Origin of the sequence: Bradyrhizobium sp. SZCCHNS3016 (assembly GCF_032484535.1) — a bacterium.
In the GTDB taxonomy this organism is placed as follows: Bacteria; Pseudomonadota; Alphaproteobacteria; order Rhizobiales; family Xanthobacteraceae; genus Bradyrhizobium.
Map to the genome: position 1 here is coordinate 133,239 of NZ_JAUETE010000008.1, position 18,320 is coordinate 151,558.

The 18,320-nt window shown below is 62.8% G+C and carries 17 protein-coding genes; 4 read left to right on the forward strand and 13 right to left on the reverse strand.

Features of this window, described 5'->3' with window-relative positions:
* Window positions 1–283 precede the first annotated feature (283 nt).
* Window positions 284–541, reverse strand: a complete 258-nt coding sequence (locus QW881_RS17020; RefSeq protein WP_315755656.1) for a hypothetical protein — start codon at window positions 539–541, stop codon at window positions 284–286.
* A 207-nt stretch (window positions 542–748) separates the two neighbouring features.
* Between QW881_RS17020 and QW881_RS17025 the strand changes: the two genes are divergently transcribed.
* The gene (locus tag QW881_RS17025) at window positions 749–898 is read left to right on the forward strand and encodes a hypothetical protein (protein ID WP_315755825.1); all 150 of its coding nucleotides are present in this window, start codon (window positions 749–751) and stop codon (window positions 896–898) included.
* Window positions 885–1,274 (forward strand): protein-tyrosine phosphatase family protein, encoded by a 390-nt coding sequence (locus QW881_RS17030; protein WP_410052595.1) that lies wholly within the window; start codon window positions 885–887, stop codon window positions 1,272–1,274. Before QW881_RS17025 ends, QW881_RS17030 begins: the two co-directional genes overlap by 14 nt.
* Before the next feature lie 44 nt (window positions 1,275–1,318).
* Here QW881_RS17030 and QW881_RS17035 read toward each other — a convergent pair whose 3' ends face one another.
* The 3 genes from QW881_RS17035 to QW881_RS17045 form a co-directional block, all read right to left on the reverse strand.
* Entirely contained in the window at window positions 1,319–1,591 is a 273-nt protein-coding gene (locus QW881_RS17035) for a hypothetical protein (RefSeq protein WP_315755655.1), read from the reverse strand.
* Window positions 1,592–1,731: 140 nt separating this feature from the next.
* On the reverse strand, window positions 1,732–2,748 hold the full coding sequence (locus tag QW881_RS17040) for an SDH family Clp fold serine proteinase (RefSeq protein WP_315755654.1): 1,017 nt from the start codon (window positions 2,746–2,748) through the stop codon (window positions 1,732–1,734).
* 104 nt (window positions 2,749–2,852) lie between these two features.
* Complete coding sequence (locus tag QW881_RS17045; protein ID WP_315755653.1) at window positions 2,853–6,626, reverse strand: vitamin B12-dependent ribonucleotide reductase; 3,774 nt, start codon at window positions 6,624–6,626, stop codon at window positions 2,853–2,855.
* A gap of 833 nt (window positions 6,627–7,459) precedes the next feature.
* Here QW881_RS17045 and QW881_RS17050 point away from each other — a divergent pair.
* Entirely contained in the window at window positions 7,460–8,353 is an 894-nt protein-coding gene (locus tag QW881_RS17050; protein ID WP_315755652.1) for a DMT family transporter, read from the forward strand.
* A 13-nt stretch (window positions 8,354–8,366) separates the two neighbouring features.
* Here QW881_RS17050 and QW881_RS17055 read toward each other — a convergent pair whose 3' ends face one another.
* Window positions 8,367–9,131, reverse strand: a complete 765-nt coding sequence (locus QW881_RS17055) for a sulfite exporter TauE/SafE family protein (RefSeq protein WP_315755651.1) — start codon at window positions 9,129–9,131, stop codon at window positions 8,367–8,369.
* Window positions 9,132–9,414: 283 nt separating this feature from the next.
* Between QW881_RS17055 and QW881_RS17060 the strand changes: the two genes are divergently transcribed.
* Window positions 9,415–10,311 (forward strand): IclR family transcriptional regulator, encoded by an 897-nt coding sequence (locus QW881_RS17060; protein ID WP_315755650.1) that lies wholly within the window; start codon window positions 9,415–9,417, stop codon window positions 10,309–10,311.
* Here QW881_RS17060 and QW881_RS17065 read toward each other — a convergent pair.
* The 8 genes from QW881_RS17065 to QW881_RS17100 all read right to left on the reverse strand — a co-directional run bounded on the left by QW881_RS17065 (window position 10,266) and on the right by QW881_RS17100 (window position 18,198).
* Complete coding sequence (locus QW881_RS17065; protein ID WP_315755649.1) at window positions 10,266–10,964, reverse strand: 4'-phosphopantetheinyl transferase superfamily protein; 699 nt, start codon at window positions 10,962–10,964, stop codon at window positions 10,266–10,268. The two genes, QW881_RS17060 and QW881_RS17065, sit on opposite strands and share 46 nt — an antisense overlap.
* Window positions 10,921–11,337: a thioesterase family protein gene (locus tag QW881_RS17070; RefSeq protein WP_315755648.1), complete on the reverse strand. Its 417-nt coding sequence runs from the start codon at window positions 11,335–11,337 to the stop codon at window positions 10,921–10,923. The genes QW881_RS17065 and QW881_RS17070 overlap by 44 nt, the downstream gene beginning before the upstream one ends.
* 76 nt (window positions 11,338–11,413) lie before the next feature.
* Window positions 11,414–12,253 carry a hypothetical protein gene (locus QW881_RS17075; protein ID WP_315755647.1) on the reverse strand — a complete coding sequence of 280 codons (840 nt, stop codon included), beginning with the start codon at window positions 12,251–12,253 and terminating at the stop codon, window positions 11,414–11,416.
* Window positions 12,254–12,284: 31 nt separating this feature from the next.
* Window positions 12,285–13,238 carry a nitronate monooxygenase gene (locus QW881_RS17080; RefSeq protein WP_315755646.1) on the reverse strand — a complete coding sequence of 318 codons (954 nt, stop codon included), beginning with the start codon at window positions 13,236–13,238 and terminating at the stop codon, window positions 12,285–12,287.
* 31 nt (window positions 13,239–13,269) lie between these two features.
* A complete protein-coding gene (locus QW881_RS17085) occupies window positions 13,270–14,166 on the reverse strand; it encodes a diiron oxygenase (RefSeq protein ID WP_315755645.1) in 897 nt (298 codons plus the stop codon).
* A 49-nt stretch (window positions 14,167–14,215) separates the two neighbouring features.
* On the reverse strand, window positions 14,216–14,488 hold the full coding sequence (locus QW881_RS17090) for a hypothetical protein (RefSeq protein WP_315755644.1): 273 nt from the start codon (window positions 14,486–14,488) through the stop codon (window positions 14,216–14,218).
* Between the two features lie 49 nt (window positions 14,489–14,537).
* Window positions 14,538–15,527 carry a methyltransferase gene (locus QW881_RS17095; protein ID WP_315755643.1) on the reverse strand — a complete coding sequence of 330 codons (990 nt, stop codon included), beginning with the start codon at window positions 15,525–15,527 and terminating at the stop codon, window positions 14,538–14,540.
* 418 nt (window positions 15,528–15,945) lie between these two features.
* On the reverse strand, window positions 15,946–18,198 hold the full coding sequence (locus QW881_RS17100) for a CHASE3 domain-containing protein (protein ID WP_315755642.1): 2,253 nt from the start codon (window positions 18,196–18,198) through the stop codon (window positions 15,946–15,948).
* Window positions 18,199–18,320: the final 122 nt, after the last annotated feature.

Genomic DNA, 18,320 nt, shown 5'->3' on the forward strand with positions numbered 1-18,320 from the left:
ACCGCCGCCGCGGCCCCAGCCGTGACCGTGACCATGGCCATGGCCATGACCGCCTCTCACCTCGATGAGATCAGATGCGCCGCGATCGACCTGAAGGGGAGCGCGAGGCAACGCGCTGGCGGGCACGACGAGCGCGGTTGAAATCGATGTTGCCAAGATGAAGATCGCTTTGCGCATGTGACTCCTCGGATGTCTGGAAGATGAACTGAGAGGCTTACGGCTTTTCTGTGTCTTCAAGCGAAAGGGTGCCGAGAAGCGGGATCGTATCCCGTTCGCGCGCCCATTACTTCCTATGCGTGCTGGAGCCGGTGGTCGTCATGCGCTGGCCGGGAGCGCTCTCGGAATGCCCCGGGCCGGCGGCGGTGTTGCTCTGATGACCGGGCGCGTACTCCGAAGCGCCGGGCGCCGTCGACGTCTTGCTACGCTGCATCTGCTGACCGGGCGCCTTCTTCGACGCGCCGTGCGAACTTGCGCCGGTCTCTGCGGCGAACGCCGGCGAAGCGGCGAACAGAGCCGCCGTCAAAACGATTGCCATCTTCATGAACGAACCTCCTTCGTTGTTGGGTTCGTAGCAAACCTCCGTTTGACGGCGATCGTTCCGCTGCTCCGGGAAATCCTGGGGATCGTGTAGCGGACGCGGTATGATGTTCGGGCGGCCTGAGAGTGCATCCGTCTCGGCAGCCGCGATCCCGGATGTCGCTCTCGCTCGTCCGGGTTACGAACGCTCATTCATGACAGGACCATCACCATGTCCCGCCTGCACTGGATCGACTTGCCCATCGCCGGCCGGCTCGCCATCGCGGCGCGGCCGCGGGCGGAAGACTGGCTGGCAGACGACATCGCGGCCTGGGTGGGGCGAGGGCATCGCCGTCGTCGTCAGCCTGCTGGAGCCGGCTGAGGTTCATGACCTCGGCCTTCAGCGCGAGGCCGCGCTGTGCCAGTCACACGGCATGGCCTTCCTGTCGTTCCCGGTCCCCGACCGGGGTCTTCCTGAGAGCCGCAGCGTAGCGTTGCGGCTCGCGCACGACCTCGCCGCGCGGCTGACGGACGGCCAGACGGTCCTGATCCATTGCCGCGCCGGCATCGGCCGCTCCGCCGTCATCACGGCCGGCGTGATGATCAGGCTCGGTGTCGATGCCACCGAGGCGCTCGGTCGGATCGCTGCCGCGCGCAGCGTACGCGTGCCGGACACGGATGAGCAGCGGGCGTGGGTGGTGGGAATACAGGGAATAGGCCGCGTTAGCGAAGCGAAGCGTAACGCGCCGAAGATTTGAAAGCGAAGCGGCGGATTACGCTGCGCTAATCCGCCCTACGCTTGCTATTCAATCTCCTCAAAAATAAGCCCGCACTTCTCACATTTCCATTTGAGCTTTGTGTATTTGTGAGTTGATTCGCCAACGATGCGAGAGCTTTGAAGGCGCAATCCGAGCTCGCCGCATCCATCGCATCGTTCGCCTGGTGCTGGCTTTAGCTGAGCTTCCAAGTCGGATATCCGCTTTTCGATCGCGGTGAGCCTGTCTGGAACCTTGCCTAGTTCTTGCCAAAGAGGGATTTCTTTAAGCCAATTTCTGATATCTTCGAGGGTGCCCACCGGCATCTCCTATTCAGATCAACGCGCGCTATCTAACCAGGGAGTAGGGCGAGTTAGCTTAGCGAAGCGTAACGCGCCGATCCGGTCAAGCGACGGATTACGCTCAGCTAATCCGCCCGCTCCACGCTGGCAAATCTACCCTACGGTTGCTTTCTTATGCTTATTCCGTCGTTGGTCGAGCCGACTACCCAAAAATTCTTGCCCTTAGCGCTCGCCAATAGCTGTGCGATCTCGAGCAACGTGTAGAGCTCGTCAGCAAGTATGTATTCCGGCGTCTGCTCCTTAATGAGATCTGGGCCGAGGAGTTGTAGTGCCTCTTCGGTATCGATGACAAAACTGTGGTCTTTGTAGTGATGCACTAAATGCCTAGCGACTTTCGCTGCGTCATTCCCGATCGGAAGCTTCTTGCCCATGAGTAGACGTTCGGCGTATTGGGCGGCGCTCTGGCTTACCCTCTCGTAATGGCCGAGCACTTGTATTGGGGCCTGGTCAATAAGATACTTTGTCAGCATCTCCGATGCGCCGGGAAACTTGCAGGCGGTATCCGCTACGTGATCGAGGGCGTTGCCCAGGGCTAAAACAGGCAATCCCCTGACCTGAGGATCGATGGGGCCAAGTTGGCTAATCATGCCCATGTGAATCCGGTCGGCGCCCAGTGCGAGCAGAGTCGCAGCAGATTTTGCTCTGCGCGGAACAGCTACTGAAAAATTGTTGTAAGCGATACGCTTCAGTGACTTGCTTATAAGGTACGCGGGCTCCACTCGGCCGCCCGGGCTGTCGACGACAAGTAGAATGTTTTTGTTCTTCCCTATAAGAGAGGATGCCGCCGAGTAGAGGCGATCGGAATGGAATGTGCCTATCGAGTCGTCGTCGAACAGAAAAAGTACCTCGTATTCCGATAGGCTTGAGTGCTTCTTGATAATCTCTTCGAGTTTTCTTTTGATGTCCTGTTTGAATGCTTCGTCGTCACCGGCCTGTAGTGCGTCATACCAATCAACAGCTTTAGGCGGTGAAGGGATCTTCGGAAACATCTTTCGCAGCGGCTTTGGCTGCGGAGTGCCCTCCGGGCCTTCCTCGGGTTTCGGCGCCTGCGGAATTTCGCCGGAACCGACGCTAGGCATCCTAATTTGTTCAGTCTGAACAGGCGATTTGGACATCGGGTCGTCCGAAGAGTTTTGGGACCTAGATCGATATTGTGCCAATGGACGAATGCCCGACCTACAACATAAAGTTGGGCATTCGTCCTCCCCTGGTGAGTTTCTTACGAACACCCCGTCGTGCTTCCGCACGTATCGCACTTCATGCAGGTGCCGTTCCGGACCAGCGTGAAATTGCCGCACTCCGAGCACATCTCGCCTTCGTAGCCCTTGGCCTTGGCCTCGGCGCGGCGTTCGGCCTTGGAGGCGACCTGGGTGTTGGCGGTGCCGGCCTTGCTCCATTGCAGCGCTTCGAGCTTCTCGGTGGGCGAGAGGTCGTGTTGCGGCTCCTGCTTCAGGGCGACGGCGCCTTCGATGGCGTCGCCGGCGCGGGCATGGGAGAGGGCGGTGACAGTCACCCCACCCCGATCGGAAGCTACGCTTCCGATCGACCCTCCCCCTGCAGGGGAGGGTGACGAGGAGCCGCCGCGCATCACGACGAGATTGTCGGTGCGGGAGCGGGTCAGGCCGCGCGACACGTACTTCGCGGCCTGCTGGCTCCCGTCCTCCGACGGCTTGCCTTCGTCGACGCCGCGGCCGAGCGCGTCAAAGTTGCTCTCGGAGGGGTCGACATGGGCGAGGTCGAAGCGCGACATGTAGCTGACGGCGAGCTCGCGGAACACGTAGTCGAGGATCGACGTCGCGTATTTGATCGAGTCGTTGCCCTGCACCGGGCCCGCCGGCTCGAAGCGGGTGAAGGTGAAGGCGTCGACATACTCCTCCAGCGGCACGCCGTACTGGAGGCCCAGCGACACCGCGATGGCGAAGTTGTTGATGAAGGAGCGAAGTGCCGCGCCCTCCTTGTGCATGTCGATGAAGATCTCGCCGAGACGGCCGTCGTCATACTCGCCGGTGCGCAAGTACACCTTGTGGCCGCCGACGACCGCCTTCTGGGTGTAGCCCTTGCGGCGATCCGGCATCTTCTCGCGCTCGCGCATCACGACGATGCGCTCGACCAGCTTCTCGACGATCTTCTCCGAAACCTGCGTGGCGCGCGCGGCCAGCGGCTTCTCGTAGAAGGACTCGACCGCATCGTCCTCATCCTCATCGTCGGCGATGAGCTGCGAGTTGAGCGGCTGCGACAGTTTCGAGCCGTCGCGGTAGAGCGCGTTGGCCTTCAGCGCGAGCTTCCAGGACAACAGATACGCCGCCTTGCAGTCCTCGACCGTGGCGTCGTTCGGCATGTTGATGGTCTTGGAGATCGCGCCCGAGATGAACGGCTGCGCCGCCGCCATCATGCGGATGTGGCTCTCGACCGAGAGATAGCGCTTGCCGATCTTGCCGCAGGGATTGGCGCAATCGAACACCGCGTAGTGCTCGGCCTTCAAATGCGGGGCGCCCTCGACCGTCATCGCGCCGCAGATGTGCACGTTGGCGGCCTCGATCTCGCGCTTGGTGAAGCCGATCGCCGTGAGCAGGTCGAAGGTGGGGGCGACGATCGCATCAGTGGTGACGCCGAGCTGCTTGACGATGAAGTCCTCGCCGAGCGTCCACTTGTTGAACACGAACTTGATGTCGAAGGCGGTCGGCAGCGCCTTCTCGACCTTGGCGATGGCTTCGTCCGTAAAGCCCTTGGCCCTCAGGGTCGTGGCGTTGACGCCGGGGGCGTTCGACAGCGAGCCGTGGCCGACCGCATAGGCCTCGATCTCGGCGATCTCGCTCTCGCGATAGCCGAGCACGCGCAGGGCTGCGGGAACGGCGCGGTTGATGATCTTGAAGTAGCCGCCGCCGGCCAGCTTCTTGAACTTCACCAGCGCGAAATCAGGCTCGATGCCGGTGGTGTCGCAATCCATCACCAGGCCGATGGTGCCGGTGGGGGCGACCACGGTGACCTGGGCGTTGCGATAGCCGTTGGTCTCGCCGAGCGCGAGCGCGTCGTCCCAGGCCTGGATGGCGTGGCTGACCAGCGAGACCTGCGGGCAGTGGGCGTGGTCGAGCGGCACGGGCGCGACCGAGAGCGCCTCATAGCCGGTCGCCTCGCCGCGCGCGGCGCGGCGATGGTTCTTGATGACGCGCAGCATGTGCATGGCGTTCTTCTTGTAGCCGGGGAAGGGGCCGAGCTCGCCGGCCATCTCCGCCGAGGTCTTATACGCAATGCCGGTCATGATCGCCGACAGCGCGCCGCACAGCGCGCGGCCTTCCTTGGAGTCGTAGGGCAGGCCCATGGTCATCAACAGGCCGCCGATATTGGCATAGCCGAGGCCGAGCGTGCGGAACTCGTAGGACAGCTCGGCGATCGCCTTCGACGGGAACTGCGCCATCAGCACGGAGATCTCGAGCACGACCGTCCAGAGCCGGCAGAGATGCTCATAGGCGCCGACGTCGAAGTGCTTCGTTTCCGTGTTGTAGAACGTCAGCAGATTGGCCGAGGCCAGGTTGCACGCCGTGTCGTCCAGGAACATGTATTCCGAGCACGGATTGGACGCGCGGATGTCGCCGGACGCCTTGCAGGTGTGCCAGTCGTTCATCGTGGTGTTGAAGTGCAGGCCCGGATCGGCGCTGGCCCAGGCGGCGTGGCCGATCTTCTCCCAGAGGTCGCGCGCCTTCAGCGTCTTGACGACCTTCTTGTTGGTGCGGCCGATCAGGTTCCAGTCGCCGTCGGTCTCGACCGCGCGCAGGAAGTCGTCCTTCAGCGACACCGAGTTGTTGGAGTTCTGGCCGGAGACGGTCAGATACGCTTCCGAATCCCAGTCCGTGTCGTAGATCGGGAAGTCGATGTCCTTGTAGCCCTGCTTGGCGAACTGGATGACCCGCTTGATGTAGTTGTCGGGCACCAGCGCGCGGCGCGCGAGCTTGATCTCGCGGCGCAGGGCAGGGTTCTTCTCAGGATCGAAGCAGTCGTCGCCGGAGCCCTCGCAATTGACGCAGGCCTTCATCACGGCCTTGAGGTGCTTCTGGTTGATCTTGGAGCCGGTGACGAGGGCTGCGACCTTCTGCTCCTCCTTCACCTTCCAGTCGATATAGGCCTCGATGTCCGGATGGTCGGCGTCGACCACCACCATCTTGGCGGCGCGGCGGGTGGTGCCGCCCGACTTGATGGCACCGGCGGCGCGGTCGCCGATCTTGAGGAAGCTCATCAGGCCGGACGAGCGGCCGCCGCCCGACAGCCGCTCGCCTTCGCCGCGCAGCCGGGAGAAGTTGGAGCCGGTGCCGGAGCCGTATTTGAACAGGCGCGCCTCGCGCACCCACAGGTCCATGATGCCGCCGTCATTGACGAGGTCGTCCTCGACGCCCTGGATGAAGCAGGCGTGCGGCTGCGGATGCTCGTAGGAGGATTTCGACTTGGTCAGCTTGCCGGTCTTGTAGTCGACGTAATAGTGGCCCTGGCCGGGGCCGTCGATGCCGTAGGCCCAATGGAGACCGGTGTTGAACCATTGCGGCGAGTTCGGCGCGACCATCTGCTTGGCGAGCATGAAGCGCAGCTCGTCGTAGAACGCCACCGCGTCCTCCTCCGACGAGAAGTAGTTGCCCTTCCAGCCCCAATAGGTCCAGCAGCCGGCGAGGCGGTCGAACACCTGCTTGGCCGAGCGCTCGCTGCCGTAGCGCTCGTTCTCGGGCAGCGCAGCCAGCGCCTCGGTGTCCGGCACCGAGCGCCACAGCCAGGACGGCACGGTCTCTTCCTCGACCTTCTTCAGGCGCGCGGCGACGCCCGCTTTGCGGAAATACTTCTGCGCCAGCACGTCGGAGGCGACCTGCGACCAGAACTCGGGCACCTCGACATTCTCGAGCCGGAACACCACGGAGCCATCCGGATTCTTGATCTCGGACGTGGTCAGGCGGAAGTCGATCCCTGCATAGGGCGACTGTCCTTCGGTGGTGTTGCGCCGTTCAATCCGCATCGCGAGCCCCAATAGTTCTTGCCGGACCGCGTTATTGGCGGCCGGGATCATTGCATCCAAGGGCGACGGCTGGAAGTCCCCGGACGCTGCCGGAAAATTCGTCTGCCGCCGCAGTTCAACCGGTTGCCCGGTCCGCATCTGTTCAGCCTCGAAGGCGAAGGCCTTGCGCCGTTGACCGGCGTCTCGCCCCGTCTTTCCTCGCCGGCCCGTGCAGCCCGTCCGCTGCCCGCGCCGACGTCTCAACGCATCACGCTCTCAACGCATCACGCCCGCCATCCGGCTCCGTCGTCACCGCAGGGGAGCCCCCACATCTAGTGGGGTTCCCTTAAGGGGACACCGGCTGCCACCGTCCCAGCCTGGGACAGACGAGGCCCCGCACGCCGGGCCGACTGGCCAAAGAGCGTGATTGTCCTCGAACCCTGCTGGGAAGCGGCCGGCCAGACCCGAAACTGACTGTGCGCCGAACCGGGCCGGAAGCTAGGACGACTCCGCTTCCCACGTCAAGGACTAGTGGGGGTTCCCTAACCAAACACTAAATATGGGGGAAAGTACGGGAAAACCAGGGCGCGTGCCGGTACCGTGATGGCCGTAACTATCGGCGAGTCCTCGCGGATTCGAAACCGAAAAAATTTGCCCGGAGCGCTGTCCACAGGGCTTCGTCCCGCTGTTCACAGGGGCAGATTTATTCGCGTGCGGACGACGTGTTTCGCTTGCATCGGCGGGACTCACGGGCGCCTACGGAGCGTTCGCGGGGCAGGCATGCCCCACAATCCCTGGTGTGGCCGGAAAAACGCCGGCAAGCTCATCGTCCAACGGACGGTGCCGGTGATTCCATGACAGACAAGCCAGTGGCCAGCGGGCGGATCACGCCCGCCGGGCTGATGTTCCTCGCCATCACCTCGCTTGGCTGGGGCTTCAACTGGCCGGTCACCAAGCACCTGGTCGGCGTGCTGCCGCCCCTGACCCTGCGCGGCACCACCGGGGTGGTCGGCGCGCTGCTGTTGGCGCTGCTGGCCGTCATCCGCAGCCAGAGCCTTGACGTGCCGCGCGAGGTCTGGCCGCGGCTCATCCTGGCCGGGATGCTCAACGTCACCGCCTGGATGGTGCTGATGGGGCTGGCGCTGCTGTGGCTGCCGGCCAGCGAGGCGGCGCTGATCGCCTACACCATGCCGGTGTGGGCCTCGCTGCTGGCGTGGCCGATCCTGGGCGAGCGGCCGACGCTCTTGCGCGTGCTCGCGCTGGTGCTGGCCTTCGCGGGGCTGGCCTCGATCATGGGCAGCAACGGGCTCACCGCCAGCCGCGACAAGCTGCCGGGCATCCTGATGGTGCTCGGCGGCGCGTTCGGCTTCGCGCTCGGCACGGTCATGGCCAAGAAGCTCCCGATCAGGCTGCCGCCGCTGTCGGCGGCGGCCTGGCAGATCGGCATCGGCTGCGTGCCGATCGTGATCGTCGGATTCGCGGTCGAGCACTCCGACTGGACGAAGCTCGACCAGCTCGACTGGGCGCTGATGTTCTATTCCACCGTGATCCAGTTCTGCGTCGCCTATGTCGCGTGGTTCGCGGCGCTGTCGCGGCTGCCGGCTTCCGTCGCGGCGATCGGCACCATGGCGGTGCCGGTGATCGGTGTCTTGGCCTCCGCGATCGCGCTGCGCGAGCCGCTCGGGGCAGGGCAGCTTGCCGCGTTGGTCTTCACGCTGGCCGCGGTGGCGATGGCGACGCGGGGCTAGCTTGGCAATTCCGTCAGAACAGGCCGAAATAGTGAACGGTCAAGATCGAGCCGACCAACACGACCGCAGCTCTCAACAGGTTCGGTGAAATTCGCCGCGAGACCGTCGTCCCGATCATGCCGCCGGCAATCGCCCCGACGAGCACGCACAGCGTCTGCGGCCAGGCGATCGTTCCCGATACGATGAAAACGATCACTGCGATGCTGGTCGTCAACGACGCCAGATAGTTCTTCATTCCGGCCGTTTCGTGGAAATCGCCGTGCCCGGCGAGCGTAAGGCCGGCCATCAGCAACACCCCGAGACCCGCTCCAAAATAGCCACCGTAAACCGCGAACACAAACTCGATGCCGAGCATGAGGAGCGAATCCGGCGCAGATGGACCGTCCGCCAACTTTCTTGCCGCCATCAGGCGTCGCAGCTGCGGTCCCAAAGCGAACAGCAATGTCGCGAACAGCAGAAGCCAGGGGATGACAGCCGCAAATGCCCGCTCGCCGGTCATGAGAAGCAGCCCCGAGCCAGCCAATCCACCCAACAGGGCGACGATGCTGCGCCGAACCAGGCCTTGCCTGGCGTTCGAGATCTGCTTCCAGGATACGGGGATTGCCGCAGCGTGGCCCGGCCAGACTGCAAGTGCGCAGGAGGCATTCGCCACGACGGGAGGCAGGCCCACGGAGATCAGCGCCGGAAAGGCAAACAACGTACCTCCGCCTGCGATCGCGTTGACCGCTCCTGCCATCAGACCAGCACTCGCGAGAAGCGCCATCGCGGCCGTATCCATCGCTCACCTATCGCGCATCGGTTGATTCAGAACAGAGGGCCTTTGGCGGAAAATCGAGATCGAGATCCAGGCTGGGATCTCTCGGCAGCGCAATCTTCGGACAGCTGAACGACCTCTCATTCCTGACCTGAGGGCAGCCAGATGGTCCATGATGTGGATCACATTGCCGACGTCCAGACTGCCAATTTTTTCCATTAGAGTCAACGATACAGACCAAATCTTGCCTTTCATAATCCTCTGAATTATATCAGTTTAGTCCACAATGTAGACCTTAGGTGACCTGATGGATGCCCACTCCCGCTCCGAGCCCGTCGCTGGCACTCAAAGCATCGATCGCGCGATCGATCTGCTGCTCCTGGTTGGACGTGCTTCTCCGCAGGGAAGTCGCTTGTCGGAGCTGGTCGCTCAGTCGGGCCTGCCAAAGCCGACCGTTCGCCGCGTTCTTCTCGCATTGGTTCGCTCCGGTCTGCTCGACCAGGACGAGAGCTCACGACTCTATCATCTCGGACCGGAAAGCTATGTCATCGGCAAGTTGGCGAGCGATCGATTTGGCATTCACGCGCTTGCACTTGATGGGCTCGAGCGCCTCAGCCGCTCGACGGGCGATACGACGTTTCTTTCGGTCAGGCGCGGCACGTTCTCTGTGTGCCTTCACCGCGAGGAAGGGTCTTATCCAATCCGCACCCACGTTCTTCAGGCCGGCGACCGTCATCCGCTCGGCATCGGGGCCGGCAGTCTCGCCATGTTGTCCGCACTGGGTGACGAAGAGGTCGATGCCGTCGTTCGCGCAAACGCCGGTGCCGTTACCAAGCAGTATCCGAAGTTCTCGTCGGGTCTTCTGCTTACTCTCGTTCAGCAAACCAGGAAGCGGGGCTACGCGGTGAATTCCGGGCTCCTGATGACGGGGTCGTGGGGCATCGGGGTGCCAGTGCGAGACGGCGAGGGCCAGGTGGTGGGGGCCCTGTCCCTTGCCGCAGTCGAGCAGCGGCTGGACAGCACGCGGCAGCGCGCTCTCGTCCCGTCCTTGCAGGTTGAAGCGAAACGGCTCGAAGAGCTGCTGTCGCAGTCCGGAGCTTCGGGTGCCCGGCCGGCACCGATCGGCGGCTCGCTCAAGGAGAAGGCGAGACGATCCCCTCAGGCGGAGAGTACGTCGCCGCGACGTGGGGGCAGGAAGACTTGAATATTGCTGCCCGTCGTTCCGGTCAGTGCTACGCGGTGAACGCGCTGGTCCCGCAGATCCGGTCTTGCGCTTCCGATAGCGAGGATCGCATCACCATGATGGACTCGTATCTCACCGCCGTCGTTGTGACGGGGGACGGCAATCCCTAGCAGGTTCTGACCGAGGCTGATTGTGATGGCTCTCATCGGGATGCGCCCGACCTGTGCCTCGAACGTCCCCATGCTGACGGATGCCTCCATGGCTGTCCGGGACAGCAGCCGCACATTGCGGATCCATGGCCACAATCCGAGACCGAGCGCCTTGAGACAGGCCTCCTTGACGACCCATCTGGTCAGGAAGTCGACCACGACCTCGTCCGATCCTGCCACGACGTGGCCGAGCCGGCGACTGATGTTCCGCAAATCGGGTCTGTCATATGCTTCCAGGTCTATGCCGACATATTTTCGATCTGCGAATGCGTAGGCCGTGCACGTCTCCGTGTCGGATACGCTGAACGATCCGACACCCGCGAGGTAGGGTTTTCCGCTGCGTGTCCGGCGCGTTGCCCGATGGATCGCGGTCAGCCATTGTCGGCGCGCATCGACCAGGGGGGCATCTCGTTGGACGATTTCAACGACGATGGCTGGCGTCGTTCCGCACCAGCGCCCGATCATGCCGACCCTCCATGAGAGTTACGGACCCTGTTTCATCTGTGACGCGAACGGTGAACCGAACCATTCCCCAAATGATCGCGGCCACCGTGACGGTCACGGTGACGCGATCACCGGGATGCGCGGCGCCGGTGTGCTGGACGTCGACGCGTACGCCTACAGACCCGCATTCGCCCTCCGATTCAGATCGGATCAGCTGCGATGCGACGAGTTCCACCCAATACATCAGCACGGGCGTGCTCAATGCGTCGACGTCGCCACCAATGAATCGCGCCGTCTCCGACTCTCCGACCGAAAAGTCGTGCGTGCGCGTCGCTCCCCGCACAAGGCGACGTTCCGCGCCAGACGGGGCAACCGTTTCAGATGGCGGGGTCATCCTGCCATCCGCACGATGCGGCCCATAGATGCCCGGCCGATGCGCATGGGGACAATGGTGTGGTCCGCCACCGCCGCTACCCTCGCTCCATTTCGAGCCCGCCGGCAAGCTCTCTCCAGCCGGCCGACCTGTCGACTGCGGCGAGCGCAGCTCTGGCTTCGTGAGGGGAGGGGAAGCGCTGCCGGAGCATGGAGATCCATCGCTCGAGGCCGAAGGCAACGCAGCTGGTATGAACCGGATCTCCGTGCAGAGAGATGCCGAATTTCTCACCGAAATAATTGCGATGATAGTTCAAAGAGCTCAAAGCATGCCCCTCGAACACGAACTCACGCTTGGTTGGAAGCAGCCTTGACATCACGGCCACGGAGCTGGATGTGTCGAAGAAGGGGTCCGTCGCGACCTCGATATCGTAGTCGAGATCGAGACGCTGCCATATCGCGCCGATTGTCTCAGCGCCTTTTTCGAGGTGGGCTGCGGCGCCGTTCGCCGTCCCGACATAGACGAATTCCTTCATGGTGAAATTGATCCCGCGGTACGCGTCGAGTGGCTTGTCCTCATTGCGAAAGCAGCGGGCGATGCAGCCGCACACCTGCTCTGCGGTCAGGTTCTGATTGCGAAGAGACAGGTAATGTTTGTAACAAGTCGCTGGCAGCAGCGCGAGCTTGCCGTCGAATGTTCGATCGTCTCGCGACAGAGTGGATTCGTCGCAGGAGAACGATGCAAGGCGCTCCTTCGGAAGAGCGCACATGACGCAGGTCAGGTGAGGGAAGTTCCGCGCATAGCCCAAAGCGTTCATGTCCTCGAAGCTCAGGATGCTGTCGAACTCGACGATGTCCGTATCGTCGAAACCGAACGTCCGGTTGAGAAGCCGCTCCAGATCGATCCTTACCTGGTACCAGCCGTGATCCAGCTTCATTACTATCCTCCGTGTCGCTTGCTTTTTTTTGCTAGAATCCCTCAGCCATGCGCTGCACAATGTCTCGCGCCGGTTCGACTGCGGAAACTCCGTCGCACGATGTTCCGCAATAGAGTGCCATCTGCGAGATGGCTCCTTCCGTCGTCGATACCGGCACTGCCACGCTGTAGCGCAAGATCGGATATCGCTTTCCAAAGTATGTTGTGGACCCGATGATCCCTGCGGGCTCGCGCTTGGAGCACGACTGATTGCGAATGACCCGATGCAGATGCGTGTGCCATCCGATCGAAAACGCGTCAGTTGTGATCGTGTCCCCGGAGCTCGCCGACACGATCATGTGCTTGTATTCCGCGTGGGCCGATGACTCGGCGGACGCAGCAAATATGGTGCCGCACAAGACCCCGGCGAAACCCGCATCCATGGCATTGGCGACCGCCTGGGGCGAGCTCAGTCCGCCCGCCAGCAGTATCGGACGATGACGCAGCCGTGTCTCGTGGAGCTCGCGAAGGAGATCATCCTGGTGCGAATGGCCAAGATGGTGTCCTCCAGCCGCAGGCGTCTGCAGGACGACGAAATGAGCGCCAGCTTCGAACGCTGCCTCGCAATCCGCCGTGCTGCCGACCTGGACGCCGCAAATCGTATGGCGCGCCGCTCGGCGCAAGCAACTCGCCCATGGGAGGCCGAAGAACGTGACCAGCGGACATGCCTCGTGTGCCAGAACGACGTCCAGTCGCTCGCTCAGTTCTTCCTCGGACAGAACGAACGAGACGAAATTGACACCGAAACGTCGCGTCGTCAGCGCCGCCGTTTCTGCGAGCATCTGCTCGATCTCGTCGGGCAGATGCCGGTAGAGCCCGATCATTCCGATGGCACCAGCTTCCGCGACAGCGGCTGCGAGCTGTGCCTGGGCCACCCCGCCCATGCCCGACTGAACGAGGGCGATTGAGGCCCCCGTCATCGACAGGAACTCCTTGTGCGGCGACATGCCGGCAATCCCTTTGATTAAGGCGTCGGACCTATTGAGTCAGAAAGGCCGCGTCGTCGATCATGCCGGCACGCTGAAAGAAATCCGCAGTCCGCCGAAACCAGATTCCATGAAACTTTTTCCGGTCGGGACTGTTGCGCAGCCAGTTGCGCAGAGCACTGGGGGAGGAGAACCGTTCCGTGACGACTCCCGCGTCCGCATAGACCTCAGGCCGATACATCAGGCCGACGAAGTAGCGGATCATGTCCTTCAGGGTGCCGGAGATGCGTGCTCGCTTCTCTCCGGACTTGTCGTTTTCGACGAGCATGTGGAACAATTGCCTTACGATCTCGCGTCCGAAAGACACGTGCCGTGATTCGTCGATGTGGTGCTGCCGGTTGATGTCCCTGACGATGGCCGGAACCGTTTCATTGGCGCCGACCTTGTGATTGTAGAAATCCACGAACTCCTCGAAGATCAAGGTGCTTGCGAACATATACAGATCGCGCTCCAGCCGGTCTTCGATCTTGCTGCTGGGGAAGCCGGTCGATGAATATATCTTGCCCGCATAGCATTTGCAGAAATGGGCAAAGAACCACATGTGTGCGTTCTCTTCCGAGATGAAGATGTGCATGTAGTCCGACACGATGTCGTCGTACATCTCTTCATGAATGATCTGGCTGACGAACTCGAGAACCCCCTTTATTCCGTGAACGTTGAGGCTGAAGAAGTTGATCGCCTCCCATTTGCTGAGCGTGATCTTCTGCTCCGGCGTGAGCTGCTCGTGCAGCTCCGTCCCATAAGTTGTAAGCAGATCTTCGTCGCACCATAAGCGGTCGAGTGCGACGTGGTCGGGCCAAGAAAAGCGCTCATATGGATTGTAGGCGCCGGCCTTGGAGAGGGCCAGGAGACGCCCGATCTGCTCACGGTTGACTTCGATCTGAAGCATCGCACACCACCATTTATGACTTGACATGAAGACTGGTGTGGAGCGCCGCCTAGGAGGCGGGTGCTTTCTCCGACATCTGCCCTTCGACGAAGGCGACGATCTTTCGCAAGCTCCGCATATTGTCGACGGTTACGCGCCGCGAAACATCGGTCTCGCACAGCTCGTTCAGAAAGAAGACGAAGTCGAGAAACTGCATGCTGTCCAGAATGCGTGTCTCAATGAGGTCCGAAGAGAGGATGTCCGCTACGGTTGCCTTGGGCTTCACGGCCTGCAACCATGCGACGATTCTTTCCTCGATCGCTTCGTTCGTTTGCGTCACCATGTCGAGATCTCCATTCTCGTTTCGAAGGCAGGCCGTTCCGCGATCGGCGCTATTCCCTTCGGCCCCTGATCAGGCTCAAGCCGCTGCTGCCGAGTGCGGCTGCGTCGATGCCGGAAAACCCGGCTTCGCGGAGCATTTCGACCATCTCGGCAACGGTGCGGCTGCTGCCCCCGGCCCAAAGCGCCAACGCCGACAAATTGTGCAGGGTGACAAACGTCGGCGAAACTCTGTCGGCGCTGAGAAAGTAGCCTTGCACCAAAACCTGTCCGCCGGGGCGAAGCGCATCATGGGCCCGGTGCAGCATGGAGCGGCAGATCTCCGTCGTTTCCTGGTGCAGAACGTTCGACATCAGCACGATGTCTGCGTTGCTGCCGAACGGATCGGTTCGGTAGTCCGCTATCGCCGTTCCAAGTCGGTCGGCCACCCCTTCCGACGCGGCGGTCTGCCGCGTCACGGCCAACACCGGCGCGAGGTCCAGCACGGTTGCACGGAGTTCAGGCAGGTCCTTGCACAGCGCGATCGAATAGGTACCGGCGCCACCACCGACATCGATCAATGCGCGGGCGTGACGGTCGACGAAAGGAGCCAGGAGCGCGCTCGAACGCCGCGCAAATTCGTGCATCCCAAGAATGAAGTCGCGCATGTAGTCCGGATCGGCGCCGAGGCGCGCATCTTGCGATTCGACGGGAGAGCCGGTCCGGATCGCGTCGGACAACTTCGTCCATGGCGGTGCCCACCTCCCCATAACGCGAACCCAGTTCAGCAGCGTCTCGCTCGTTCCGGGCACCAGGAAACGCTGAGACATCGGGCTGTTGCTGTATCGGCCCTCGCTGTGATCGAGCAGCTTCAGAGCCACGGACGCATTGAGGAGGCGTTCGATGGTCTGCTCGGGAAGATCGAGTTCGCCTGACAACTCGGCTGTCGTGAGCGCCCGCGTTCCAAGCCGCTCCGGGACGCCAAATTCGACGAGACTGAAAAGGGTCTGCGCCTCCCAATACCCGAACGCGAATCGCGACAGGGCAATAAAGCCGAGATCCATTGTTTCTCCTCTTCGTTCGCCGTGCCGGCTGGAACGACACGGAAGGTCCATAAGGTGGACCTATCGCCGGAAATCCAAAAGCATTCGGGCAAGGTTCAAATTGCGATGATTTAGCTGCCGAAGGCAGTGCGTATAGGTTGAACAATACCGGCTGTGAAGCCAAAGGTCAATACCATAGATTGCATGTGGTCTACAATATGGACCAATGCGCGTACATTGGGGCAGGGACGGCCGGGATGGGCCCGACCGCAACGTTTTGACGAGTTGGAAAGGACAGCTGCAATCAGGGGCAGGGCGGTCCTGCTGACCGTCGCAAGTCGATCGTGATGTCGTCATCGAGCTCTTCCGCCGGCTCCCTCAGGGAGTACGTGCTCCGACCTCGTGCATTGGAGCCGGCTGGAGGGCGAGTGAGCTGGCGTCAGTCGCCTGCTGGCGCACCGTCGAGTGCCCGCCGGACCATCTGCGCCAGCTCGGCGCGGCGATAGGGTTTCGTCAGCAGCAGCGCGTCGGGCACGTGCTGCCGGTTCTCGATGATCGCATCGTCCGTATAGCCGGAGGTGTAGAGCACGCGCAGCGAGGGCCGCGTGGCCAAGATGGTGTCGGCAAGCTGCCGTCCGTTGACGCCCCCGGGCATGATGATGTCGGTGAACAGCAGATCGAACGCCCGGCCCTGATCGACGATGGCCAGCGCGTCAGCCGCCTGCACGGCGACGAGGGTGGTGTAGCCGAGGCCCTGCAACTGGGCGAGCACGAAGTTGCGCACCAGCGGATCGTCCTCGACCACCAGGATCGTCTCGCGGCCATGCGGCAGCGCCTGCTCGTGCTCCGGCTCGATCTGCTGCACCGCCTGCGCCGCCGGCAGATAGAGCCGGATCGTCGTGCCGCGGTTCTGCTCGCTCTGAAGCTTGAGGTGGCCGCCGGACTGCCTGACGAAGCCATAGACCATGCTGAGGCCGAGACCGGAGCCCTTGCCGGCATCCTTGGTGGTGAAGAACGGCTCGAAGGCGCGATCCCTCACCTCCCGCGGCATGCCGCTGCCGGTGTCGCTGACCGCGACCATGACGTAGGAGCCGGGCACGATGCCGGGATTGGCGGCTGCGTCGGCCTCGTCGAGCGCGGTCTTCATCGTCTCCAGGCGCAGCCTGCCGCCGTCGGGCATCGCATCGCGCGCGTTGATCGCCATGTTGACCAGCGCGTTCGCGAGCTGCGCGGAATCGACATGAGCGATGAGATCCTCGTCGGCAAGAACGGTCCTGATCTCGACCTGCTCGCCGAGGGTCGGCCGCAGCAGCTTGGCGATGTCCTCCACCGTGGCGTTGACGTCGATGTCGCGCGGACGTAGCGGCTGCTTGCGGGCGAAGGCGAGCAGATGCCGGATGAGCTCGGTGCAGCGATCGGTGGCCCTGCCGATCAGGGCCGCGAACTCGGCCGCCGCCGGCCGGTCCTGCACCGCGTCGATCAGGACCTCGATCGACCCGGTGATGATCGTCAGCATGTTGTTGAAGTCGTGCGCGACGCCGCCGGTGAGCTTGCCGATGGCATCGAGCTTCTGCGCCTGCTCCAGCAGGCGCTCGGTCTCATGCACGTCGGTGACGTCGTGATACACCAGCGCCGCGCCGCTGATCGCGCCCGCGGAATTGCGCAGCGGCCGCCCGCTGACCATCAGGCGAAACTGCGGCCGGCCGTCGGTCGGCTTGACCACGACCTCGCGGCGGTCGAACGACAGCCCGCGCAAGGCCCACGCGATCGGGAGCTCCTCGTCGACGATGCGGGTGACGGCGTCGCTCTCGTAGAATTGGTTTGCGGCCAGCATCTCGGCGAAGGTCTCGCCCACATTCGTTCCCAAGAAACGTCCCACCGCCTGGTTCGACAGCATGATCGTGCCTTCGGAATCGACGACGAGGACGCCCTCGGCCATGCTGTTGAAGGTGTTTGTGAGAATGGCGGAGAAGCGGCGCAGCTCGTCATAGGCGGCGGCGAGATCGCCGCGCTGCTGCATGGCCTGGGCTTCCAGCGAGGTCGCGGTCTCCTGCGACCGGGTGAGGGACGAGCGCAGCGCCCGGTCGGAAAGATGAGCGCGCCGGACGAGATAGGCCGACATCAGGAGCAGCAGGCCGACACCGGCGAGGTCGATCGCCAGCAGCCAGGATCCGGTCCGTCGCGAGATCGTGGCGCGGTCCGCCAGCAGCCGGCGCTCGTCGTCGGTGAAGGCGTCGAGCGCCCGGTTGATCGTCGTCATCGCCGCCGGACCGGCCGCGCTCGCCGCCAGCGCCTGCAGGCCGTCGCGATCGTTCGCCGCGTGACGACGGATCAGCTCGCCGGCAAGCTGGATGCGCCGCTGCACGATGCCGTCAATCGATCGCAGCCGCTCGCGCTGCGAGGAATTATCCCGGACGAGCCCCTGCAGGTCCGCCCAGGCCGCAGGGATAAGTCCGCTCGTCTCCCGAAGCTCGGTGATGAACCGGTCGGCTCCGGACAATGCGAAGCCGCGCGAGGCCGCTTCTGCCTGCCGCAGCAGGACGCGGAGCTCGGAGGATTTCTCCAGCACCTCCATCGTGTGCTCGACCAGGGCGGTATCGTTGCGCGCCTTGATGTCCAGCCCCGTCGACGCGGCGCCGATCGCGAGCAGAGTTCCAAGGCCGAGCCTGATGACCACGCGCTGGCGGATCATCGGTGGCTTCCAATGGCGCGGGATGCGCTCGGTCGATCAAGCAGCATCGTGACTATGACTTGCCCTATCGTGTATGGCGAATAGTTCGGTCAGCCAATGTTGTGAGTTGTAAGCAGCGCGTC